This window comes from Rhodococcus sp. NCIMB 12038 (assembly GCF_002165735.1).
Lineage (GTDB): Bacteria > Actinomycetota > Actinomycetes > Mycobacteriales > Mycobacteriaceae > Rhodococcus_F.
In genome coordinates, this window is record NZ_NHML01000008.1 from 180,791 (window position 1) to 207,689 (window position 26,899).

The following is a 26,899-nucleotide window of genomic DNA, read 5'->3' on the forward strand; positions in this document are numbered from 1 at the left end:
TCAGCGCACCGAGTGCGGCCGGTTCTCGCTGTCGTCGGGGTCGGCGTCCCTGCCGGTGTCGGGCGCGGCGTGCCGCGGCCGGCGACGTGAACGCTCGAGGTGCGGCGCGACCGCGGCGAGAGCGTCCGGTGTCGTCATCGTCCAGTGCGTCGCGTCCACCGGGTGCTCGTCGATCCTGCCGCGCACGAACGGGCCCCAGCAGGTCACCGGGTCCACGTGGAAGCCGTCGTCCAAGGCAGCGGTGAAGAACACCAGTTCGCCGTCGAAGACCCTCGGACGGTGTCCGTCGATCAGGTCGGGGGCCCGCAGCGCGTTGCCGTAGATCCGGTCGAGTTCCGAGGCGTTCAGCGACGCCAGCGGCCCGCCGACGACCCGGAGCAGCGCGGCCGCCCGCTCGGCGTCGAACTGCCCGCCGGGCGCGAGTTCGTCGAGAACACCGTCGTCGGGCAGGTCCAGGCCGGCACCGCCGAGGAGGTCTGCGACGGTCGCGGTGTTCTCCACGCTGCGGTCGAGCCCGACGTAGCTGTCGAGGAGCCCGAGCAGACGCACCTCTTCGCCCGCCTCCTGCAACTGCACCGCCATCTCGTGAGCGATGACCCCGCCCAGCGACCAGCCCACCAGGTGGTACGGGCCGTGCGGCTGGATCGAACGGATCTCGCGGACGTAGCGACCCGCGAAGTCGGTGATCGTCTCCGGGTGCGGCTCGTCCTCGGTCAGCGCCGGCGATTGCAGCCCGTAGATCGGCCTGTCCTCGGTCAGTTCCCGGCTCAGCCCGGCGTAGCTCCACGCGAGCCCGATGAACGGGTGAACGCAGAACAGCGGCTCCGCCGTACCTCGGGTGCGGATCGGGAGCAGCACGTCGAGCGAGGCGCCGTCGCCGTGCGCTCCGTCGGTCGCCGCGTTCTGGATGCGCTGCCCCAGCGACCGCGGTGTGGGGTCGCTGAACATCCACTGCAGCGGGAAGTCGATGCCCAGTTCGGACCCGAGCGCGGACGCGACCCGGGTGGCGATCAGGGAGTTGCCGCCGAGGTCGAAGAAGCTGTCCGTGGCTCCGACCCGGTCGATGCCGAGGACCTCGCCGAACACGGTGGCGACGGCCCGTTCGGCCGCGGTCCGTGGGGGCTGATACTCGGCGGCGGCCGAGCGGACCTCCGGTGCGGGCAGGGCCTTGCGGTCGAGTTTGCCGTTCACCGACAGCGGCAGCGCGTCCAGGTGCACGACGTGCGCCGGGATCATGTACGACGGGAGTCGGGTCGACAGGTGTGCGCGCACCCCGGACCACTCGGTCGCGCGTCGTCCCACCAGGTAGGCGACGACGCCTTCCTCGCCGCGTTCGTCGCGGTGCACCACCACGACCGCCTGCGTGACGTCCGGATGCGCTTCGAGGGCCGACTCGATCTCCCCCAACTCGATCCGCTGCCCCCGCAACTTCACCTGGAAGTCCGTACGCCCCAGATATTCCAGAGCCCCGTCGCCGCGGCGTCGCACCAGATCGCCCGTCCGGTACATCCGCCCACCCGCGACGTACGGGTTCGCCACGAACCGATCCGAGGTGAGATCGACGCGGCCGACATACCCCCGTGCCAACTGGTCGCCCGCGATGTACAGCTCCCCCGCCACCCCGTTCGGCACCGGATGCAACCGGGCGTCGAGCACGCACAGCTGGGTGTTCCACACCGGACGGCCGATCGGCACCGACAGCGTGTCCGACGCACTGGTCTCCCAGTACGTCACGTCGACCGCGGCCTCCGTCGGCCCGTACAGATTGTGCAGATCCGCACCGCTGACCGCCCGGAACCGTGACACCTGTTCCGGCGTCAGCGCCTCCCCCGAACAGAACACCAACCGCAACGAATCACACTGCGCCGCAGCGGGTTCGGCAGTGAACACCGACAGCATGGACGGCACGAAGTGCATGGTCGTCACGTGACGTTCCTGTACCAGCCCTGTCAGATACCGCGGATCGCGATGTCCGTCGGGTGCGGCGATCACCAGGGACGCCCCGACCTGCAGCGGCCAGAACAGCTCCCACACCGACACGTCGAACGTCATCGGCGTCTTCTGCAGAACGACATCTGCACAGGTCAGAGCGTATTCGTGCTGCATCCACAGCAGCCGGTTCACGATCGCACCGTTGGTGACCACGACCCCCTTCGGCCGGCCCGTCGAGCCGGACGTGAAGATCACGTACGCCGTGTTCGCCGCGGACAGCGGACGGAGCCGGTCCCGATCGCTGACCGGCGTGCTGCCGTACCGGGAGAGGTCCTCGGAGGCGATGTCGATGACGGGGACCGAGCCGCTGTCGGCGAGTCCGGTGCCGCTGACCAGCACACATGCCGGCCGTGCGGTGTCGAGAACGTACGCGGTGCGCTCGGCCGGATGGTCGGGATCGATCGGCAGGTAGGCGCCACCCGCCTTGACGACGGCATAGATCCCCACGAGCAGGTCGATCGAACGGCGCATCGCCACCGCCACCACCGACTCGGGGCCGACGCCCTGCTCGATCAGTCGGCGCGCCAGCCTGTTCACGCGGGCGTCGAAGTTCGCGTACGTCAGTTCGTCGCGGTCGAAGACCACCGCGATCCGGTCGGGGTCCGTCGCCACCGCCGTGTCGAACAGCGACGCGAGGGTGCCGGCGGGCACGGGGTGCACGGTGTCGTGGGTGCCGGCGATCTGCTTCCGTTCACCGCTGCCGAGGACGTCGAGGTCGCCGACCGCGGTGTCCGGACCGTCGACCGCTGCCCGCAGCACTTGCAGGAACCGCTGCCCGAACACGTGCGCGGACGGCTCGTCGAACAGGTCGGCGGCGTACGTGAGGCGGGCGACGATCCCGTCGGGGCCTCCCTCGGAGTCGAACTGCTCCATCAGGGTGAGCTGCAGGTCGAACTTGGCGATGTCCACGTCGAAATCGACACCGCTCACCGACAGGTCGCCGAGTTCCAGGGTCGCCTGGTCGAGGTTCTGGAACGCGAGCATCACCTGGAACAGGGGGTGCCGCCCGGTGGAGCGCGACGGATTGACGACCTCGACGAGACGCTCGAACGGGACGTCGGCGTGGGAGAACGCGGCGAGATCGGCCTCGCGCACGTCGGCGAGGAGTTCGGCGAACGTGCGCCCGCCGTCGACGTGCTGTCGCAGGACCAGCGTGTTGACGAACATGCCGATCAGGTCGTCGAGTTCGCGTTCGCCGCGGCCCGCGACGGGGGTTCCGATGGCGATGTCCGCTGAACCGGCGAGCCGGCTCAACAGCACCACGAGCGCCGAGTGCACCACCATGAACACGGAGGCGTTCGCGTCCCGCGCCGCACCCAGCAGGGTGCTGTGCAGGTCGGACGGCACGGTGAAGTCGACGGTGCCGCCCCGATACGACGCGACCGCGGGACGCGGCCGGTCGGTGGGCAGATCCAGCTGATCCGGGGCGCCCGCGAGGGTCTGCGTCCAGAACGCGAGTTGCCGCGCCGCCACCGAGTCGGGGTCGGTCTCGTCGCCGAGGAGAGTTCGCTGCCACAGGGCGTAGTCGGCGTACTGCACCGGCAGCGGCACCCAGTCCGGGCTCGTGCCCGCCGACCGCGCCGCGTACGCCGCCATCACGTCCCGCACCATCGGTGCCATCGACCAGCCGTCGCCGGAGATGTGGTGGACCACGACGGCGAGGACGTGCTCCGTCGCGGAGATCCGGAAGATCCGTACCCGAACCGGAACCTCCGCGGTGACGTCGAACCCGGTGGTCACCAGGTCGGCGATCAGAGCGGACAGCGCGGTCTCGTCGGTCGCGACGACGGACGCCTCGACCCCGACCCGGTCTGTCGGCAGGATCACCTGGTGCGGGCCGTCGGCGGAGTCCGGGTAGATCGTCCGCAGCGATTCGTGCCGGTGGAGGACGTCGGTGACCGCGTGCTGCAGTGCGTCGACGTCCAGGACGCCCGACAGCCGGACCGCCACGGGAATGTTGTGCACGGCGGAGTTCGGGTCGAACCGGTTGAGGAACCACATCCGTTGCTGCGCCGAGGACAGCGGGAGCCGTTCGGGGCGCACTGCCGGGGTCAGCGCCGGGCGGGTGGGTGCGGTCGCGTCCGTCGCATCCAGCAGCGCCGCAAGGGCGCCGACGGCAGGCGCCTCGAACAGGGACCGAATCTCGACGCGGCGACCGAGTGTCTCGGACAGCCGGGCTACCACCCGGGTGGCGACGAGGGAGTTGCCGCCGAGGTCGAAGAAGTTCGCGGCGGTCCCGACCTCCTCGACGCCGAGCACGTCGGCGTAGACGGCGGCGACGATCTCCTCGGTGGGTGTGGCGGGTGCGCGGTATTCGACTGCCGTCGAGGCGAAGTCGGGTGCGGGGAGCGCCTTGCGGTCGAGTTTTCCGTTCGCGGTCAGCGGCAGGTCCGCGAGCACGACGAGGGCGGCGGGCACCATGTAGCTCGGTACTGCGGCGCCGACGTCGGCCAGCACCGTGGTGGGGTCGACGGTCGCGCCGTCTTCGGGGACCACGTAGGCGACGAGGGCGGTCCCGGTGTGCGGGTTCCGGTGGGCGACCACGACGGCCTGCCCCACCCCGGCGGCCCGGACCAGTGCCGATTCGATCTCGCCGAGTTCGATGCGGAATCCGCGGACCTTCACCTGGAAGTCGGAGCGCTCCAGGTACTCGAGGACCCCCGTCGTGTCCCGGATGCGCCAGCGGACCACGTCACCAGTGCGGTAGAGCCGTGAACCGGGTGCGCCGAACGGGTTGGCGACGAAGCGCTCGGCCGTCAGATCGGTGCGGGCGACGTAACCGCGGGCCAGCTGGTCACCGGCCAGGTACAGCTCCCCCGCCACCCCGATGGGGACCGGGTTCAGCCGGGCGTCCAGCACGAAGGCCTGCGTGTTCCATTCCGGTCCGCCGATGGGGACGGTGTCGGCGTCGGCGTCGGTGTGGGCCCAGGCGGTCACGGACACGGCCGCCTCGGTGGGCCCGTACAGGTTGTACAGGGCGACGGGGCCGAACCGGCGGCGGAAACGGGCGGCGGTGTCGACGGGCAGCGCCTCACCGATGCACAGCACCCGGCGCAGGGCCGGCTGCTCCCCCGCACCCGGGATGAATGCCTCCAGCAGGGACGGCACGAAATGTGCTGTCGTGACGCGCTGCTGACGCATCAGGTCCGCCAGGTACGCCGGGTCGCGGTGACCGTCCGGGCGGGCGATGATAAGCCGGGCCCCCGACGTCAGCGGCCAGAACAGTTCCCACACCGACAGGTCGAACGTGACGGGGGTCTTCTGCACGACGGCGTCGGTGGTTTCGAGCGGGTATTCGTGCTGCTTCCAGCGGAGTTGGTTCGCGATGGCGGCGTGTGACACCGCGACACCCTTGGGCCGGCCGGTGGACCCGGACGTGAAGATGACGTACGCCGTGTTCTCCGGCCGCAGCGGGGCGCGCCGCTGCGCGTCGGTCACCGGTCCACGCGGGTCGAGGTCGAGGGTGTCGACCTCGAGCACGGGGACGTTCTCAGCGGTGAACCCGTCCCAGGACGTGGTGAGGATGCACACCGGGCGCGCCGTCTCCAGCACGTACGCCAGCCGGTCGGCGGGATGTCCGAGATCGATCGGCAGGTAGGCGCCACCGGCCCGCAGCACCGCGTACATCCCGGTCAGCAGTTCGATCGACCGGTTCATCGCGAGCCCCACCACCGTTTCCGGCCCCACGCCGGAATCGATCAGCCGGTGGGCGAGCGCGTCGACGCGGCGGTCGAACTCGGCGTACGTCAGTTCGGTGCCCTCGAAGAACACCGCGGGGTCGTCGGGTGTCCGCGCCACCTGGGCGGAGAACAGGTCGGCGAGGGTCGTCGGCGGCAGATCCACCGCGGTGTCGTTGAATTCGGCGATCACCGACTGCCGTTCGGCGTCGTCGAGGAGATCGATGGCACCGACGGCGAGGTCCGGGTTCTGCACGACCGACCCGAGGATGCGTAGGAAGCGTTCCGCGAACGTCCGGACGGTCGTGTCGTCGAAGAGGTCGGTGGCGTAGGTGAACTGGGCCTCGATCACGTCCGGGGCGCCGTCGGCGTCGTGCTTCTCCGACAGCGTCAGGTGCAGGTCGAAGTTGGAGATCATGTTCGGCACGTCGAGTCCCTCGACGTGCAACCCGGGAAGTTCGAGTGTGGCGGTGGCGAGGTTCTGGAACGAGAACGCCACCTGGAACAGCGGGTGGTGCGAACGGGAGCGGGCCGGGTTCAGCACGTCGACGAGGCGCTCGAACGGGATGTCCGAGTGCGCGAACGCGCCCAGGTCGGTGGACCGTGCGACGTTCAGACTGTCCGCGAACGAACTCGACAGGTCGACGTGGGTGCGCAGGACCAGGGTGTTGACGAACATGCCGACGAGTTCGTCGAGGGATTCCTCGCCGCGGCCGGCGATGGGCGCGCCGACGGCGATATCGGATTCGTTGCTCAGTCGCGCGAGGAGCACCGCGAGCGCGGTGTGCATCACCATGAACAGCGAGGTGTTCCGGCCGCGCGCGAGGGTCAGCAGCGCGCGGTGGGTCCCGGCGTCGATGGTGAACGGCACGTGCGCGCCGCGGTGCGACGCGACCGCGGGCAGGGGGCGGTCGGTCGGCAGCGACAGCCGGTCCGGCAGACCGTCCAGGGTACGCGTCCAGTACGCGATCTGTTCGGCGGCAACCGATTCGGGGTCGGCCTCGTCGCCGAGGAGTTCCCGCTGCCACAGGCTGTAGTCGGCGTACTGCACCGGCAGTGGCGTCCAGAGGGGGACGTGCCCCTCGGTGCGGGCAGTGTAGGCGAGCATGACGTCGCGGGCCAGCGGGGCGAGCGACCAGCCGTCCCCCGAGATGTGGTGGGCGACCATGACGAGCACGTAGTCGTCGGTGCCGACCCGGTACATCCGCGCTCGCAGCGGCACGTCCGAGGTCACGTCGAAGCCCGTCGTCACGAGTGCGAGCACCCGTCCGAGGACGTCGTCGGGGTGCGCCGGCACCGGGGCCAGGTCGGGCACCGCGTCGGCTGCGGGCACGATCACCTGGTGCGGGCCGTCGGCGGAGTCGGGGTAGACGGTGCGCAGCGCCTCGTGCCGTCCGACGAGATCGGCGATCGCGATCTGCATGGCGCGCAGGTCCACCTCGCCCGACAGCCGGAGTGCGACCGGCAGGTTGTAGGCCGGTGACGTCGTGTCGAACTGGTTGATGAACCACATCCGCTGCTGGGCGAGCGACAGCGGAATGTGTTCGGGGCGCACCCTCGCCGTCAGCGCGGGCCGTCGCGCACCGTGGGTGGTGATCTCGGTGATCCGGGCCGCGAGTGCGGCGACGGTGGGCGATTCGAACACCTCGCGGACGCCGACGTGGACGTCGAGGGCGGCGTTGATCCGCGACACCACCTGGGTGGCGAGCAGCGAGTTGCCGCCGAGGTCGAAGAAGCTGTCGTGGATGCCGATCTCGGGCAGGGCGAGGATGTCCGCGAAGATGCCGGCGACGATCACCTCCATCGGGTTCCGCGGCGCCTCGAACGTGGTGGCCGCGGCGGCGAAGATCGGTTCGGGCAGCGCGGCCCGGTCGAGTTTGCCCGCCGGGGTGAGCGGCAGGGCGTCGAGCAGGGTGACGGACGCGGGAACCATGTACGCGGGCAGGGTGCGGCCGACGAAATTCGCGACCTCGACGCGGTCGACGTCCTCGCCGGTGAAGGGCAGCACGTACGCGACGAGGGAGGTCTCCCCGTTCGGGTGCTCGTAGCCGATCGTGGTGGCGTACTCGATCTGCGGGTGTGCGGTGAGGGCGGCATCGATCTCACCGAGTTCGATCCGGAATCCACGGATCTTCACCTGGTGGTCGGTGCGGCCGACGAAATCGAGGATGCGGTTCTCCCGCCACCGGACGAGGTCGCCGGTGCGGTACATGAGGTCGCCGGGCTCGCCGTACGGGTCGGCGACGAATCGTTCGGCGGTCAGTCCCGGCCGTCCGAGGTAGCCGCGGGCGAGGTTCGGTCCCCCGACGTACAGTTCGCCCGGCACTCCCACCGGCACCGGACGCAGCCGCCCGTCGAGCACGAGTGCCCGCACCCCGCGGCTCGGGCCGCCGATGGTGACCGGTTCGCCGGCGCGGAGCGGTTCGGTGATGGACGACATGATCGTCGCCTCGCTGGGGCCGTACGCGTTGACCATGCGGCGTCCGGGCGCCCAGCGGGCGACCAGTTCCGGCGGGCACACGTCACCGGCGACGACGACCACGGCGAGGTCGTCGAGCCCGTGGTGGTCCACCGACGCCAGCGCCGCCGGGGTGGAGAACGCATGGGTGATGCGTTCCGCCGCGAGCAGGTCCGCGAGTTCCGATCCGCCGTAGATCGTGGGCGGCGCGATGACCATCGTGGCTCCCGCACCGAGTGCCATCAGCATCTCGAACACGGAGGCGTCGAAGCTCGGTGACGCGAAATGCAGTGTCCGCGAACGGGACGTCACGCCGAGCAGCTCACGTTCGTCTGTCACCAGGTTCATCAGACCGCGGTGCGTCACCGCGACACCCTTGGGCCTGCCGGTCGATCCCGACGTGTAGATGACGTACGCCACCTGGTCGGACAGGACCGGCCGCATGCGGTCGCGGTTGGTGAGCGGCAACCGGGACTCGTGGGTGCAGCGCACCTCGAGTGCCGGGTCGTCGAGGAGCATCCACCGGATCGAGTCCGGAAGCAGTTCCCGCTTCCCGGACACGGTGATCCCGACCATCGCCCCGGAGTCCTGCACCATGTGCAGGATGCGGTCCGCGGGGTAGCCGGGGTCGACGGGCACGAAGGCGGCACCGGTCTTGGCCACCGCCCAGACGGCCACCACGGATTCGAAGGACCGGGGCAGCGCCAGCGCCACCCTGGATTCGGGTCCCACTCCCCTGTCCACCAGCAACCGGGCCAGCTGGTTCGACCGTTCGTCGAGGTCCCGGTACGTCAGGCCGGCACCGTCGAAGACGACGGCGAGGCCGTCGGGTGCCGCGGCGACGGCGTCGGCGAAGATCTCGGGCAGCATCTGCACCGGTCGCGGATCGGCGCCGCGGACCGGGGTGAGGGCCGCGTATTCGTCTTCGCCGAGAACGGGGATATCGCCGATCGGCCGCTGCGGGTCGGCGACGACGGCCTCGACGATCCGGCGCAGCCGGGTCGCGTACCCGGCTGCGGTGCCCTCGTCGAAAATGTCCGTGGCGTAGACGAGTTCGGCGTCGATGCCCGCGGGCTCGGCGGTGTCGTCGAGTCGCTCGGTGAGCGTGAAGTGCAGATCGAACTTGGCGATGCTCGCATCGAGGGTGAGCGGTTCCACCGACAGTCCGTCCAGCTCCAGTCCGCCGGCGGACACCGTCTGCACACCGAGCGCCACCTGGAACAGCGGGTGGTGCGAGGTGGAGCGGACCGGGCTCAGGACCTCCACCAGCCGCTCGAAGGGCAGGTCGGCGTGGGCGAACGCCTCGAGGTCGACGTCCCGCGTCTGCTCGAGCAGCGACACGAACGACGCTCCCTGGTCCAGCGCCGTTCGCAGGACGAGGGTGTTGACGAACATGCCGATGATGTCGTCGAGTTCGACCCGGCCGCGACCGGCGACGGCGGTGCCGACGGCGATGTCGGCGGTGGTGCTGAGGCGTCCCAGGAGGACGCTGAGCGCGGCGTGGGCGACCATGAAGATGCTGGCGCCGTGTGCCCGTGCCAGTTCGGCCAGGGCCCGGTGCGTGCCGGCGTCCAGGGTGAAACGGGTCGCCGCACCCCGATGCGACGGCACCGGGGGCCTGCCCCGGTCGCCCGGCAGGTACAGCTGGTCCGGGACACCGGCGAGCGTGCGGGTCCAGTAGTCCAGTTGGGCGGCGGCGAGGCTGCCCGGCTCGGACTCGGCGCCGACGACCTCCCGCTGCCACAGCGCGTAATCGGCGTACTGCACCGGCAGCGGCGCCCAGGCGGGCGGGTGGCCTGCGGCGCGGCTCGCGTAGGCGATCATCACGTCGCGGATCAGCGGTTCCATGGACACGCCGTCGGCGGAGATGTGGTGGACGACGAAGGCGAGCACGTGTTCGGCGTCGCCGAGCGAATACACCTTGACCCGCAGCGGCACGGCCTGGGACACGTCGAAGCCGGCCAGGAGGAATTCCTGGAGGTCTGCGCGCAACCCGGCCTCGCTCACGCGGAACGGTGTGATGTCGGGGGTGAAGTCTCCGGGCTCGAGGATCACCTGGTGCGGCCCACCCCGGGAATCGGGGAAGACGGTCCGCAGCGATTCGTGCCGGGCGATGAGGTCACCGATCGCCGCGGCCAGCGCCGCCGTGTCCAGCGGGCCGGTCAGCCGGACCGCGGCGGGCATGTTGTAGGCGGGCGAGGACGTTTCGAACTGGTTGAGGAACCACATCCGCTGCTGCGCCAGCGACAGCGGGATCCGGTCGGGGCGCGGCGGCGGCACCAGGGCTGGTCCGGCGGAAGCGCCGCCGCCCGCCCCGGACATGCGCGGTGCCAGCGACTCTGCCAGCGCGAGGACGGTGGGGGCTTCGAAGATGTCGCGCACCGTGACCCGGATGTCGAGCGCGGCGCCGACCCGGGCGGTCACCCGGGTCGCGGAGAGCGAGTTGCCGCCTGCGTCGAAGAAGTCCGTGTCGAGGCCGATGTCCGTGCCGCCCAGCACGTCGGCGAACGCATCCGCGATCGACTGCTCCAGGGGGTTCCGCGGCGCCCGGTACGCGATCTCCTTGGCTGCCGCGCCGAAGTCGGGCGCGGGCAGGGCGGCCCGGTCGAGTTTGCCGTTCGGGGTCAGCGGGATCGTGTCCAGGAACACGAGTGCCGACGGAACCATGTACCCCGGCAATGCCTGACGCAGGAACGCGAGCAGAGCCGCCGGATCACGGTCGGCGCCCGCACCGACCAGCACGTGCGATGCCAGTCGTGTTTCCGAGGGCGACTCGTAGCCCAGGGTGGCAGCGAATTCGACATCGGGATGTGCGCCCAGGGCGGCATCGATCTCGCCGAGTTCGATACGAAGTCCACGAACCTTGACCTGGTGGTCGGAGCGGCCGAGGTATTCGATCGCATGCCCGGGAAGAGTGCCGTCGGTCATGCTGCCGGTCACACCGGAATGCACTGCGCGCCAGCGCACTATGTCACCGGTGCGGTACATCCGGGCACCGGCGGCCTCGAACGGACAGGCCACGAAGCGGTCTGCCGTGAGCGCGGCACGCTCGTGATATCCGCGTGCCAGCGCCGGTCCCAGCAGGTACAGCTCTCCCACGACACCGACCGGCACGGGCCGCAACCTCGAATCGAGAACCACGGCGGCGACCCCGGGCAGCGGCCCGCCGATGGTGATGTCCCGGTCCTGGCCGAGCACCGAGGTGAACGTGGCGCCCACCGTCACTTCGGTGGGACCGTACCCGTTGACGAGGTCGAGTCGGTCGGCCCATCGCGCCACCGTCTCCGGTGGGCAGGCGTCGCCGCCGACGACGATCGAGCGTAGATCGTCCAGTCCCTCCGGATCGACCGACGCCAGAGCGGCATTCGTGATGGTCATGTGCGTGACGCGTTCGGACTGCAGCACCTCGTGTAGCTCGACGCCGCCGTACACACCGGGCGGGCAGACCACCAGCGCGGCCCCGGACGTGTGGGCCAGAAGCAGTTCGAGGACGGACAGGTCGAACGTCGGGGCCGCGAGTTGCGCGACCCGGGACTTCTCGGTGGCCCGCACTGCGGTGGTATACGCGCCGGCGAGATTCGCGAGACCGCGGTGGGACACCACCACGCCCTTGGGCAGTCCCGTCGAACCCGACGTGTAGATGAGATATGCGGGATGATCGACATGCAGAGCGCAGGTGCGATCCGCATCCCCGACCGGCGCCGTACTCGCCGAGGACAATTCGCGGAGCACTTCCGGGTCGTCGAGTACCAGCCAGTCGGTCACACCCGGGAGGTGTTCGGCGAACTCCGCACAGGTGACACCGACGACGACTCCCGAATCCCGCAGAATGTGCGCGATGCGGTCCACCGGATGCCCGGGGTCGATCGGAACATAGGCCGCACCGGTCTTGGCAACGGCCCACACGCACAGCACCGATTCGACAGAGCGCGGCAGGGCTATCGCGACGTAGGTTTCCGGGCCGACACCCGTCCCGATGAGTGCACGGGCCAGCTGCGTCGATCGCCGGTCCAGCTCACGGTAATCGATCGAAACACCGTCGAAGACGACCGCAGTCGAGTCCGGATACCGTTCCGCCGTCGCGACGAGCAGCTCGGGCAGGGTGGCGTTCGCGAGCAGCGGCCCGCCCCACACCGGTGCGAGGGATTGTTGCTCGGCCGCACCCAGGATGGCGATATCGCCGACGGCGATGTCGTCGCCGGTAGCGACCGACTCGAGGATCCGCAGGAATCGCTCCGCGAATCCCGCGACAGTGGCCCGTTCGAAGAGTTCCGACGCGAAGGTGAAGGCACCGGAGATCCCGTGGTGTCCCGTGTCGTCCACGATCTCGGCGAGCCCCAGATCCAGATCGAACTTCGCGATGTGGGGATCGAAGTCGACGGCCTCCACCACCAACTGCGGCAGTTCCAGTGTCACCGGTCGCAGGTTCTGGAAGGCGAACATCACCTGAAACAGCGGGTGCCGATCGGACGACCGGGTGGGACGCAGGATCTCGACGAGCCGGTCGAAGGGAACCTCCGTGTCCTGGAATGCCGTGAGATCGACATCGCGCACCTGTTCCAGGAGTGCGTCGACACGCTCGCCGGGGTGAATCCGTGTGCGCAGGGCCAGGGTGTTCACGAACATTCCGACGAGCGGGTCGAGTGCCTCGTCGCCGCGGCCGGCGACGGGTGTGCCGATCACGATGTCGGTACTGCCGCTGAGCCTGTGCAAGAGCGTCGCGAACGCAGCATGAACAACCATGAACAGTGTGGTGCCGCTCTTCTGTGCGCGCTCGACCAGCCCTCGGTGGATGTCGGCATCGATCTCGAAGTCCACGCGTTCGCCGCGGTGCGACGCTACCGCGGGGCGAGGGTGGTCCGTAGGCAGATCGAGCGCCTCGGGCGCACCGTCCAGAGCCGCACGCCAGCGCTCGATCTGCTTGGCGGACAGACTGTCCGGATCGTCCTCGGCACCGAGAAGTTCCCGCTGCCACACACTGTAGTCGGCGTATTGGACAGGCAGCGGCTCCCACGACGGCGCCAGCCCTTCCACTCGGGATGCATAGGCGGCCATCACATCGGCGGCGAGCGGACCGAACGACCATCCGTCTGCAGCGATGTGGTGCGCGACGAGCAGCAGCACGTGTTCCGAACGGTTCTCCCGGAACAGGTGGATTCGGAACGGGATCTCCCGGGTCACATCGAATCCGGCGACGGCATACTCGGCGATCCGGAGCATCAGCTGGTCCGGTGCGGTTCGGATCGGTGTGAGATCGAATTCTGCCTCGGCGGCAGGCCGGATCTCCTGATGCGCACCGTCCGCAGAACCTGGGTACACGGTCCGCAACGACTCGTGACGTTCCAGGACGTCACCGAGCGCTGCACGCAGGGCCGGGACGTCGATCCTGCCCGACATCCGCAGGGCCAGCGGGATGTTGTACGCAGACGACGAAGGGTCGTATTGGTTGAGGAACCAGATCCGCTGCTGCGCCAGCGACAACGGGATCCGTCCTGGATGTTCGCGGCGCGTCAGCGCGGGCCGGCCCGCGGACCCGTCCGGCCCCGACGTGGCCACTGCGGAGACGAGTTGACGCACGGTGGGGTTGTCGAACAGCGTGCGAACGGAGACACGGGTGCCGAACGCCGAACCGACCCGGGACACCACCTGGGTGGCGGACAACGAGTTGCCACCGAGAGCAAAGAAGTTGTCGTCCACACCGATGCGTGATTCGCCCAGAACGTCCGCGAACGCTGCCGCGACTGCGCGCTCGTCTGCCGTGCCGGGTGCGGTGAATCGGGTATGGCTCACGAACACCGGCTCGGGGAGGGCGCGGCGGTCGAGCTTCCCCGCTGGTGTCAGCGGGATCGAGTCGAGAACCATGATCGAACCGGGCACCATGTGCGCCGGCAACGCCCCGCCGACGAACGCGGTCAGGTCGTCGACGTCGACGTCGCTACCCGGTGCAGCGCAGACATAGGTGACCAGTGCCGTGACGCCGGATTCGGTGTCGTGCGCGATGGTCGCGGCGAATCCGACCGCAGAATGCGCTCGGAACACGGAATCGATCTCACCGAGTTCCACACGGAATCCACGAATTTTCACCTGGAAGTCGCTGCGCCCGAAGTATTCGATGACGTATGTCCCGGTGCGGGACTCGACCCACCGGACGAGGTCGCCGGTACGGTACATCCGCCGACCGGGGGCACCGTAAGGGTTCGCGACGAAACGCTCCGCGGTGAGACCGAGTCGCTGGTGGTAGCCACGGGCAAGCGCCGGCCCCGATACGTACAGCTCCCCCGGCACACCGGGGGGCACGGGATGCAGCCGCGCATCGAGAACGAGAGCCTCGACGCCGCGCACGGGAGCGCCGATGGTCATCCGCTCGCCGAGCATCAGCGGTCCGCTCTGCGTCACCATCATCGAGGACTCGGTCGGCCCGTATCCGTTGAACAGTGCCCGCCCCGGTACCCAACGGTCGGCGAGATCGGTACCCCAGGCCTCTCCGCCGACGACGATGACGGCGAGTTCGTCGAGTCCTGTGGGGTCGACGGACGCCAACGCGGCCGGTGTGATGAAGGCGTGTGTGACTCTCTGCTCGCCCAGGAGTTCGGCGAGCTCGGTACCGCCGTACACCGAGTGGGGAACGACAACCATCGTCGCACCCCCGCAGAAGGCCATCAGATACTCGAACACGGAGGCGTCGAAACTGGGTGAGGCGAAGTGCAGGACACGGGCGTCGGCGGTGGGCTCGTATTCGTCGGCCAGCTCGGTCAGAAGGTTCGCGAGCCCCGAGTGGGTGACGGCGACGCCCTTGGGCAGTCCGGTGGATCCGGACGTGTAAATGAGGTAGGCGAGTTGGTCTGCGTGCATCCGCCCGAGGCGATCGGCCGCTGTCACCGCGGCCGAGGACTGGGCCGCCACCAGCGCAGTGTGGTCGGGATCGTCCATCGCCAGCCACTGTGCCGAGTCGGGTAGTCCAGCTCGGAACTCGACCGTCGTCAGGCCGAGCGCGGCACCCGAATCGCCGAGCATGTGTGCGATCCGTTCGGCCGGGTAGTTCGGATCCACCGGCACGAACGCAGCACCGGTCTTGGCAACGGCCCAGACGGCGAGCACCGATTCGATCGACCGGGCGAGTGCGACGGCCACGAACGTCTCGGGGCCGGCTCCGGCCTCGATCAGTTCGCGCGCCCAGAGGTTGGATCGCCGGTCCAGTTCTCCGTAGGTCATCGAACGGTCGCCGAAGACGAGCGCAGTCGCGGACGGGTCGGCCGCCGACGCGGCGAGAACGTCGGGCAGCAGTCGAGTGGGTCGACTCGCAGGCCCGCGAACCGGTGCCAGGCGGGCCCTCTCGGCGTCGTCGAGGAGATTCACGTCGCCGACCACCGTGGTCGGGTCTGCAATCACCGTCTCGAGGATTCGCACGAGCTGCACCGCGTACCGGCGCACCGTAGCGTCATCGAACAAGTCTGCGGCGTAGGTGAACTCGGCGCGAACACCCGACGGAACGCCCGCGGGATCGATGTTCTCGCCCAGTGTCAGCTGCAGGTCGAATTTCGCGACTCGCGCGTCGATGTCCTCGACACGCACCCGGAGTCCGGGGAGCTCGATGTCGCCGATTGCCGTCGGCTGCATCGACAGCGCAGTCTGGATGACCGGGTGATGCGCGGACGTCCGCACGGGGTCGAGAACGTCGACGAGACGCTCGAAGGGGAGGTCCGCGTGGCCGAATGCCCCGATGTCGCCGTCGCGTACCCGCGTCAGCAACTCCGCGAACGTCTCGGCGCTCTCGATGCGCGTGCGGAGCACGAGCGTATTGACGAACATTCCGACCAGGTTGTCGAGAGCGCGTTCGCCACGTCCTGCGATCGGAGCGCCGACGGCGATATCGTCCGACGCGGACAGGCGGGCCAACAGGAGCGCGAAGGCGGCGTGCGCCACCATGAAGACCGTGGCGCCGTGTTCACGCGCCAACCGCTCGATGCCGCTGTGGATCTCGGGGGTGACGGTGAAGCCCACGGATCCGCCGGCGTAGGACTGCTCGGTCCGGCGTGGGCGGTCGAAGGGGAGTTTCAGCTCGTCCGGGAGACCGTCGAGCGTCCGCGTCCAGTACTCGAGTTGGCGTCGGGCGAGGGACTCCGGTTCGTCCTCGCTGCCGAGAACCGCCCTGTGCCAGACACTGTAGTCGGCATACTGGACGGCGAGCGGAATCCACTCCGGACTGCGGGACTCTGCTCGGGCCGCGTACGCGGTCACGACATCCTGGCCGAGAGGTCCGAACGACCAACCGTCGGCGGCGATGTGATGCAGCGTGATCGCCAGAACGTGTTCGCCGGGACCGGTACGGAACAGCGTTGCCCGTACCGGCAATTCCTCGGACACGTCGAACCCGCGCGAGGAGAACGCGATCATCCGGGAATCGAGCTCGCCCTCCGGCACGTCCACGACCTCGAGGGGCATCGAGAGATCTGCCGCGGGCACGACGACCTGAGCGGGTCCGTCCTCCGTGTCGGGGAAAACGGTACGAAGCGACTCGTGGCGTCCGACTACGTCGTCGAGTGCCTGAGACAGCGCTGTCACGTCGAGAGCACCGGACATGCGGATCGCGAGCGGCAGGTTGTATGCGGGCGAGGCCGGGTCGAACTGGTTGATGAACCACATCCGCTGCTGCGCCGGTGACAGCGGTATCCGGTCCGGTCTCTGCGTCCCGGACAGCACCGGGCGCGCGCCTGCTGCGGCCGTGGGCTCGGCGAGACGAAGAGCCAACTCCGCGACCGTGGGCGCGGTGAACACATCGCGCACCGAGACTGCGGTGCCCGACAACTCACCGAGCCGCGCCGCCACTCGGGTGACGGAGAGCGAGTTGCCGCCGAGATCGAAGAAGTTGTCGTGCGCGCCGATCCGGCCCGGAGCACCGAGCACGTCGGCGAAGACTGCCGCGACCGTGCGCTCGGCCTCGTTTCGAGGTGCGATGTACTCGGTTGCACTCCCGTGGAATTCGGGAGCGGGCAACTCCCTGCGATCGAGTTTTCCGCTGGTGTTCAGCGGGAACTCGTCGAGCACGGTGATGGCGGACGGCACCATGTACGACGGTAGGGATTCCGACGCCTGCCGGCGAAGCTCCGCAACGTCCACGTCGCCGGGTGTGCCGACGACATACGCGACCAGATGATCGCCGACGGTGGTGTCGGAGTACACCGACACGACGGCGCCGGTGACCGCCGGGTGCGACCGGAGCACTGTCTCGATCTCGCCGAGTTCGATGCGCTGGCCACGGAACTTTACCTGGAAGTCGGTACGTCCGATGTAGACGAGCGCTCCCGCCGACGTCCATCGCACGAGGTCGCCGGTGCGGTACATGCGCTCACCCGTGCGTCCGAACGGGTTCGCGACGAATCGGTCGGACGTGAGATCGACGCGGCCGAGGTATCCGCGTGCGAGTTGGGCACCGCCCAGGTAGAGCTCTCCCGGAACGCCGACGGGAACCGGGTGCAGCCGGGCATCGAGCACGTAGGCCTGTGTGTTCCATTCCGGCACACCGATCGGCACGTTCGTGGTGTCGGCCGCACCGGTCTTCCAGTACGTCACCGACACTGCGGCCTCGGTGGGCCCGTACAGGTTGTGCAGTCCGGCCGCGGAGAGTTCCCGGAAACGCAGGACAGTCGCGGGCGGCAGCGCTTCGCCGATGACGAACACGTGCCGCAGCGAACGGCACGACCCTTCCGGGGCGGCCGCGACGAACACGTCGAGCATGGACGGCACGAAATCGGTGACCGTCACCGCGTGCTCGTCGATGACCCGGGTCAGATAGGCAGGCTCTCGATGCCCGTCCGGAGTGGCCAGCACCATGGTGGCACCCACCTGCAGGGGCCAGAAGTAGCCCCACACCGACACGTCGAACGTGGTTGCGGTCTTCTGCAACCACACGTCCCGATCGGTGAGTGCGTACTCCGACTGCATCCAGTGCAGTTGATTCACGATGGCCGCGTGCGGTACCGCGACCCCCTTGGGTTTGCCGGTGGAGCCGGAGGTGTAGATGACGTACGCGGGGTGTGCAGGGCGCAACGGTTCGATGCGCTCGGCGTCGGTCAACGGCACCGCAGCGACATCGGAGAGGTCGAGAGTGTCGAGGGCCGACACGGGGATCCGGTTCGGCAGGTCCGGCCGGTCGGCCGAGGTGGTCAGCACGCACACGGGCTGCGCCGACGCGAGCACGTAACTCGTTCGCTCCGCGGGGTGATCGGGATCGACCGGCACGTACGCGCCACCGGCCTTGAGTACGGCGTAGATTCCGACGACCAGTTCCAGCGACCGCCGCATCACCACGGCCACGCGGGTTTCGGGGCCCACACCCTGAGCGATCAGATGCCGGGCCAGCTGGTTCGCGCGCGCATCGAGGGCTGCGTACGTCAGCACGTCACCGTCGAACTCGACAGCGACGGCATCGGGTGTGCGGGCCGCCTGCGCCTCGAACAACGTCAGTAGCGTCGACTCCGGCACGTGGTGGTCGGTGGCGTTCCAGTCGCGGATCACCCGCGCATACTCGCCCTGGACGAATCCGGTGACCTGGGCTACCGCGGCGGAGGGCTCTGCGATCAACACACGGATCACCGAATCGAGCCGCGCCGCAATCAACTTCGCTTCGTCGCGATCGAAGGTGTCCGGCAGGTAGGCCACCCCGAGCCGCAGGGTGTCGTCGACCTGGGCCATCAGGCTCAACGGGTAGTGGGTGACACTGTGCACCTGGACCGAATCCACGCGCATACCTGCGATGTCGGTCTGCGCCTGCAGCGCCGCCTGATCCATGGGGTACGACTCGAAGACGGTGAGCGTGTCGAACAGCGCCCCGGCCCCCACCTCGGCCTGGATTTCCGTCAGGCCGAGATAGTGGTGATCGAGCAAATCGGCCTGCTGCCCCTGCACCCGCACCAGCAACCCGGCCACCGACTCGTCGGCGTCGATTCGTACCCGGACGGGGACGGTGTTGATGAAGAGCCCGACCATCGATTCGATCCCGGGGATGTGCGGGGGGCGCCCCGAGACAGTGGCGCCGAATACGACGTCGTCCCGTCCGGTGAGTCGCCTGAGCAGCAGAGCCCAGGCAGTCTGGATCACCGTGTTCGGCGTGACGCCGTGCTGTCGGGCGAACGCCAGCAGCTCGGCGGTGTCCGCCGCGGAAAAGTGGATCGGAACTTCCTCCGGGTCCGCCGTCGCGCCGCCGCCGGTGCGGGCAGGCGCGAGCAGAGTCGGCTCGTCGAAACCGTCCAACGCGTGCGCCCACGCTGCCCGTGAGGCGGAGGGGTCTCGGCGGGCCAGCCAGTCGAGGTAGTCCCGGTACGGCCGCACCGCAGGCAGCGCGGACTGATCGCCCGCGGTCGCGTAGAGCACCAGCAGGTCCTGGACGATCAGCGGGATGGACCATCCGTCGAGGAGGATGTGGTGGTTGGTCATCGCCAACTCGTGCCGGTCGGCGCCCGTGCGCACGAGCAGCAAACGCAGCAGCGGCGCCTCGGCCAAGTCGAACGGTGCGGTCCGGTTCTCTGCGACCAGCGCCTCGAGTTCCCTTTCCCCGGAATCGCTCTCACGGCCCGAGAGGTCGACCACGGTCAGTGGGACCTCCACCCCGCGGAGGGAGATCTGCACCGTGACGTCGCCGTCCTGCACGAACACCACCCGCAGGTTCGAATAGCGGTCCAGGAGCGCAGCGGCAGCGGCCCGCATCCGATCCGCCGACACGTCACCGAGCAGCGTCATCCGCAGCTGAGAATGGTAGACGTCGACACTGTGCTCGGCGGCCAACAGCGAATGAAAGTGGAAACCGGCCTGCAGCGGCGACAGCGCCCACACATCCTCGAGGGCCGGGTACGTCCGTTCCCAGACCTCGATCTGGGACTGGGTGAGCGCCACCGTGCCGATGTCCGACGGGGTCAGTCCCCCACCGGATCCGGCGACGACGTGCTCGATCTGTGAGACGAGCGCCTGCTGCCACAGATCGACGAGTTCGCGAACGTCGTCGGCTGCGAGCAGTTCACCGGCGAACCGCACCGAAGCTCCGAGTCGCGGTCCGGCATCGGTATCCGTCACTCCGACATTGATCTCGATCGCGGCGGAAGCGCTCATGTCCTGATCGGTTTCACCCGAGAAGACGCGCGACGACGCGAGATCCGGCACCCAGCCGATCTCGCGCATCTCCGGGGACAGATCGCCCATCCCGGTCTTTCCGAGGTAGTTGAAGACGACCTGGGGCGGGTCGAAGCCCGCGAGAACGGTGGCCGACGCCGGATTGAGATATCGCAGCAGTCCGTACCCGACGCCCCGATCGGGGACCGCCAGGAGTTGCTCTTTCACCGCCTTGATCGCGGCGCCGGCCGACGCGCCGCCGACGAGTGCCTCCTGTGTGTCCACCCCCTCCAGGGCGAGCCGCACCGGATAAACGCTGGTGAACCAGCCCACGGTACGAGACAGATCGGCGCCCGGCACGATCGACTCCTCGCGGCCGTGACCCTCGAGGGTGACGTACGCGGAAGCGGAGGACACTCCGCGCGCACGGCGCCACTCGGTGAGGGCCACCGCGAAGCCGGCAAGCAGGGAATCACCGATGGAGCACCCGAATGCCTCCGGAACGCGGGCCAGCAGCGTGCCCGTGATCTCGGTGGGCAGCTCGAACTGCAGCTCCTGCGTGGTCGAGGTCCGGTCCCGCACCGGATCGAGAGCCCGGTCACCGAGGAGCGGGTCCGGACCATCGACGACACGTCGCCAGTAGTCGAACTGCGCGAGGGTGGACGGCTGACCGGCAGCCTCCGACAACCCGTGCGACCAACGCCGCAACGAGGTACCGACCTCCGGCAGGTTCGGAGTGTGGCCGGCTGCGACGGCACCTCCCGCCGCGACGAGGTCCGGCACGATGATTCGCCAGGACACACCGTCGACGACCAGGTGATGAGCAACCACGAGGAGCCGTCCGGGCCTGGTCGCACCACGGTCCAACCAGACGAACTGCGTGAGCACCGGGGTCTCGAAGTCGAGCCGGTCGGCCGCGGCGGAGAGTTCGCGGTCGATCAGCGCATCGAAGGCGGCGTCCTCGAGGTCGGGATTCACCGGCACCGTCGTGACCAGTCGATCGGCGTCGACTGCACCGGCAGGCAACACCGAGTGACGCACGTCCGCACCGTCGCGAACCAGCCGGGACCGCAGCGCGTCGTGCCTGTCGAGCACCGCCTGCACCGTCGCCACGATGTCCGATCGCTCGATCCCGGTCGGCAGCGTGAGTAACACGGACTGTGAATACCGGCCCACCGAACCCGGCCGGTCGAGCAGTGATCGGACAACCGGGGTCAACTCGACGGTCCCCACGCCGCCACCCGCCAGTTCGGCGAGCGCGAGTCTTTCCACCGACGCGGCGGTAGCCACTTCGGCGAGCGCGGCAATGCTCTTGCGCTCGAACACGTCCCGTGGGGTGAATACGATCCCCGCGGCCTTCGCTCGCGACACCAGCTGGATCGACACGATGCTGTCGCCGCCGAGAGCGAAGAACGAGTCGTTCACCCCCAGGTCGTCGACGCCGAGTGCCTCCCGGAACAAGGCCGCGAGTGCGTCCTCCATCGGAGTACGTGGCTCCACTCGATCGACCGCGACATCACCGACCGGCGGGGCAGGCAATGCCGCTCGATCCAGTTTGCCGCTCGCGTTGATCGGGAGGGCGTCGAGCGTGACGAACCCGTCCGGAACCATGTATTCGGGCAGCCGACTCTCGGCAAACGCCGTCAGTGCCTCGATGTCGACCGTCGTGCCCGTGCGTGCGACGAGATAGGCCACCAATTGTTCGCTCGCCGCTCCGGAATACACGGTCACGACCGCCTGGGCAACCGAGTCCGCCGACTCGAGTACCGCCTCGATCTCACCGAGTTCGATCCGCAGTCCGCGCAGCTTCACCTGGAAATCGTTGCGGCCGAGGTATTCCAATTCCCCCCGGCCGGTCCAGCGAAGACGGTCACCGGTCCGGTACATCCGGGTACCCGGCGCGTCGAAGGGGTTGGCCACGAACCGTTCGGCTGTCAGGTCGGGGCGTCCCGCGTATCCGCGAGACACCTGTGTGCCGGCCAGGTACAACTCACCGGTCACTCCGGCAGGAGTGGGGTGGAGCCGCTGGTCCAACACGTAGGCGCGGGTGTTCCACACCGGTTTACCCACGGTGACGATGCCCGAGTTCGAGGTGTCCACCCAGGAGGTGGTGGAAGTGGGCGCGACCTCCGCGGGACCGTACGCGTTGAGGACGGCAGCGTCGGAGACGGCCGCGAACCGCCGCGCCACATTGACGGACAGTGCCTCGCCGCCGACGAACACGGTACGCAGCGACGAGAACCGGGACGGCACGATCACGTCGGTGAAGACGGCGAGCATCGACGGGACGAAATGTATCGCCGTGATCTGCTCGGTGTCGATCAGTTCCGCGAGGTAGTCGGGATCCTTGTGTCCGTCCGGTTCCGCGATCACCACCCGTGCTCCCACAGTCAGGGGCCACAACAGTTCCCAGAGGGATGCGTCGAACGACTGTGGTGTCTTGACGGCAACCCGATCGGTCTCGTCCAGCGCACCGAGGGACACCAGGAACTCGAAGTGGCTTCCGAGACCGGCGTGCGAGACGGCCACTCCCTTGGGCCGGCCGGTCGAACCCGAGGTGAAGATGACATAGGCGAGGTTGTCGGCCAGAAGGGGCCGCAGCCGGTCGCGGTCCGTCACCGGGGCATCGTCGAACCGGTCGAGTTCGAGACCGTCCATCGGGAGAACCCGGACTCCGGAGTCCGACTCGAATTCGCCCCGGACCGCGGTCAGAACGAGAACCGGGTGGGCTGCCTCGATGACGTGGGCCACTCGCTCCGCCGGAAGGTCGACGTCGAGCGGCACGTACGCCGCACCACTGCGCAGCACGGCGTGCAGGGCGATCAGAAATTCGATCGAGCGGCGGGCCGCGACCGCGACGGTGGTTTCGGTTCCGGCGCCTTCGGCGATGAGTTTGCGGGCCAACCGGTTGACCCGCGCGTTGAATTCCCGGTACGTCACGGACACGTCGCGGTACACCACCGCCACCGCGTCAGGCGTCCGTGCCGCCTGCTCGTCGTAGCGGGCGAGGTAGGGCCGCTCGCTCACCTCCACGTCCGTGGCGTTCCATTCGCGCAGTACGCGAACCAGTTCCCGGTGATCCAGCACCGGGAGATCCCCCACCGCCGTGCCCGGATCGGCCAGCGCCGCCGCCACGATCCGCGCGAAACGGTCCACGAACGACTCCACCGTGTCACGGTCGAACAGATCGACCGCATACGTGAACGCACCGGTGAGACCGGACACGGTGCCGCGCTCGTCTCGGATCTCGGTGAGCGTCACGTTCAGATCGAATTTCGCGATCTCCGGATTCATGTCGACGGCGCTCACCGTCAGACCCGGTAGTTCCAGCACTCCCGGTTCGAAGTTCTCGTATGACAGACCCACCTGGAAAAGTGGGTGACGGGCTGTGGACCGGGCGGGTTCGAGTACTTCCACGAGACGCTCGAACGGCAGATCGGCGTGCGCGAACGCGGCGAGGTCGAACTCGCGGACCTGCGCGAGCAGGTCGGCGAATGACAGGTCTCCGGATACTCGCGCGCGCAGGGTGAGAGTGTTGACGAACATGCCGACGAGGTCCTGCAGAGAGGGTTCGCCGCGGCCGGCGACGGGCGTGCCCACGGTGATGTCCACCGCGTTCGACAACCGTGAGAGCAGAACCGACAGCGCGGCGTGCCACACCATGAACGGCGTGGCAGCGGAGCGGGCCGCGAGGTCGGCGACGGCTGTCGCCGTGGCAGCGTCGACCGAGAACGGGACCGTCGCACCAGAATTCGTCGGCACGGCCGGGCGGGGCCGATCGGCAGGCAACTCCAGCAGGTCGGGGATGCCGTCGAGCGCCGCGGACCAGAATTCGATCTGCTCGGCGGCCTGCGACCGACCGTCGGTCTCGTCGCCGAGAAACTCCGCCTGCCAATAGCTGTAGTCCGCGTACTGCACGGCCAACGGCGCCCACGACGGTGCCCGGCCGGCCGTACGCGCCGTATAGGCGAGCAGGATGTCACGTGCGAGCGGGGCCATCGACGATCCGTCGGCGGAGATGTGGTGCACCACCACGGCCAGCACGTACTCGTCGTCGTCGACGGACGGTCGCAGCAATGCCGTGCGCAGCGGCACCGCTGCCGTGACGTCGAAGCCCTCGGTGGCGAGCTCCACGAGCCGCGCCCGCAGCTCGGCCTCGGTGATCGGCTGCACGGCGAGATCGAGGGACACCTCGTCGGCGCCGACGATCACCTGGTGGGGGCCGTCGTTCGAGTCCGGATACAGGGTGCGCAGGGACTCGTGCCGCTCGAGGACATCGCGAATCGCCGAACGCAGGCCGTCGCCGTCGAGAATGCCGGACAACCGCAACGCGAAGGGCATGTTGTAGGCCGCGGATGCGGTATCGAACTGGTTGAGGAACCACATGCGACGTTGGGCCGGGGACAGCGGAATCCGTCCGGCACGCGCGGCGGCGACCAGTGGGGCACGTGGTGCCGTCGGCACTGTTCCCTCGATACGCTCCGCGAGCGCCCCGACAGTGGGGGCATCGAACAGGTCACGCAGGGCGAGCGGCGCACCCAACTCGGCCCGAATACGCGAGGTGACCCGCGTGGCGACGAGCGAATTACCGCCGACGTCGAAGAAGTTGTCCCGAAGGCCGATACGGTCGAGACCGAGCCCCTCGGCGAAGATCACCGCGAGGGTGGCCTCGACGGACGTGCGCGGGGCCACGTACTCCGTGGCGGAACCACCGAATTCGGGTGCGGGCAGCGCCTGACGATCGAGCTTTCCACTCGTATTGAGCGGGAATTCGTCGACGACCATCAGCGCCGCCGGAATCATGTACGCCGGCATGGACGCGGCGATGCACTCCCGAAGTCGCGTGGTATCGAGGTCGTGTCCCGGCTCGGGCACGACGTACGCGACCAGATGATCGCCGGTGACGGGATCGGAATGGACCAGCACGGCGGCGCTGGTGACCGACGGTTGCGCCCGCAGCACGAATTCGATCTCACCGAGCTCGATGCGCTGGCCTCGGAACTTGACCTGGAAGTCGGTGCGCCCGATGTATTCGAGTGCACCCGCCGACGTCCATCGCACGAGGTCGCCGGTGCGGTACATACGCTGGCCGGCAGTAAACGGATTGGCCACGAACCGGTCCGTGGTGAGATCGACGCGGCCCAGGTAACCCCGGGCGAGCTGCTCGCCCGCCAGGTAGAGCTCACCGGCAACGCCGGGGGGAACCGGGTGCAGGCGCGAATCGAGAACGTAGACCTGGGTGTTCCACTCGGGCATGCCGATCGGCACCGTGCCGGTGACCGTGGTCGCGGTGTCCCAGTACGTGACCGAGACTGCCGCCTCGGTGGGCCCGTACAGGTTGTGCAGTCCGGCACCGGACAGCGCCCGGAACCGGGTGACGGTCTCCGGGGGCAGCGCCTCGCCGATCACGAAGACGTGCCGCAGAGTGGCGCACGAGGTTGCGGGCACGGACGCGACGAAGGCGTCGAGCATCGAGGGCACGAAGTCCGTGACCGTGACACCGTGCTCGTCGATGACCCGAGCGAGGTACTCGGGGTCGCGGTGACCGTCCGGGGTGGCCAGCACCATCGTGGCGCCCGTGTGCAGCGGCCAGAAGTAACCCCACAGCGATACGTCGAAGGTGGTTGCGGTCTTCTGCAGTAGCACGTCCCGTTCGGTGAGCGCGTATTCCGACTGCATCCACAGGAGCTGATTGACGATCCCGCGGTGCGGCACCGACACCCCCTTGGGCCGACCGGTGGAGCCCGAGGTGTAGATGACGTATGCGGGGTTGTCGGGGCGGAGCGGTGCGAGTCGGTCGGAGTCGGTGACAGGTTCGCCGGAACAGGAATCCAGCGCGATCCGATCGATCTCGACGAACGACGAACCCGCGGGAAGTGCGCCGCGGTCGGCCGAGGTGGTGAGCACACAGACGGGCTGTGCGGAGTCGAGCACATACCCGATCCGGTCCGTCGGGTGGTCGGGATCGACCGGCACGTAGGCACCGCCGGCCTTGACGATCGCGTACATGCCCACCAGCAGGTCCGGTGAGCGCCGCATTGCCAGCCCGACACGGGATTCGGGTCCCACCCCGCGGTCGATCAGATGGCGCGCCAGACTGTTCGCGCGGCGATCGAGTTGGGAATACGACAGCGTGACGTCGCCGAACACCACCGCCACCGCATCCGGGGTGCGGGCAACCTGCGCGTCGAACAGTTCGGGCAGACACATCGCGGGCACGTGGTGCCCGGTGTCGTTCCACGTGCCGAGAAGGCGGTCGCGTTCGGCGGCGTGGAGCAGGGGCAGATCACCGACCGCCGTCGCAGAGGATGCCGCGACCGAGCGCAACAGGTTCGCGAATCGCTCGGCCATCGACGCGACGGTCGACTCGTCGAACAGATCGGTGGCGTAATCGAAACCCGCGGCGAGACCACCCGGCGCGCCTCCCTCGACAAACCGTTCGGTGACGGTCAACTGGAGGTCGAATTTCGCGACGTGGACGTCGATTTCTGTCGCCGCGACCTCGAGGCCCGGCAGTTCGACGGCGGCCGGCGCGGTGTTCTGGAACGAGAGCATGACCTGGAACAGCGGATGGTGCGCGGACGACCGGGTAGGGCTGAGCACCTCCACGAGGCGCTCGAAGGGGACGTCGCCGTGCTGGAATGCGGCGAGGTCGGCGTCGCGGACCCGG

At 68.7% G+C, this 26,899-nt stretch carries 1 protein-coding gene (only partly in view); it reads right to left on the reverse strand.

The annotated features are described in order from the left end of the window. Positions 1-26,899 carry the 3' portion of a non-ribosomal peptide synthetase gene (locus CA951_RS14215; protein ID WP_087557437.1) on the reverse strand. It continues 4,172 nt past the right edge of the window, so only the last 26,899 of its 31,071 coding nucleotides appear in the window; its start codon lies off the right edge, out of view; the stop codon is at positions 1-3.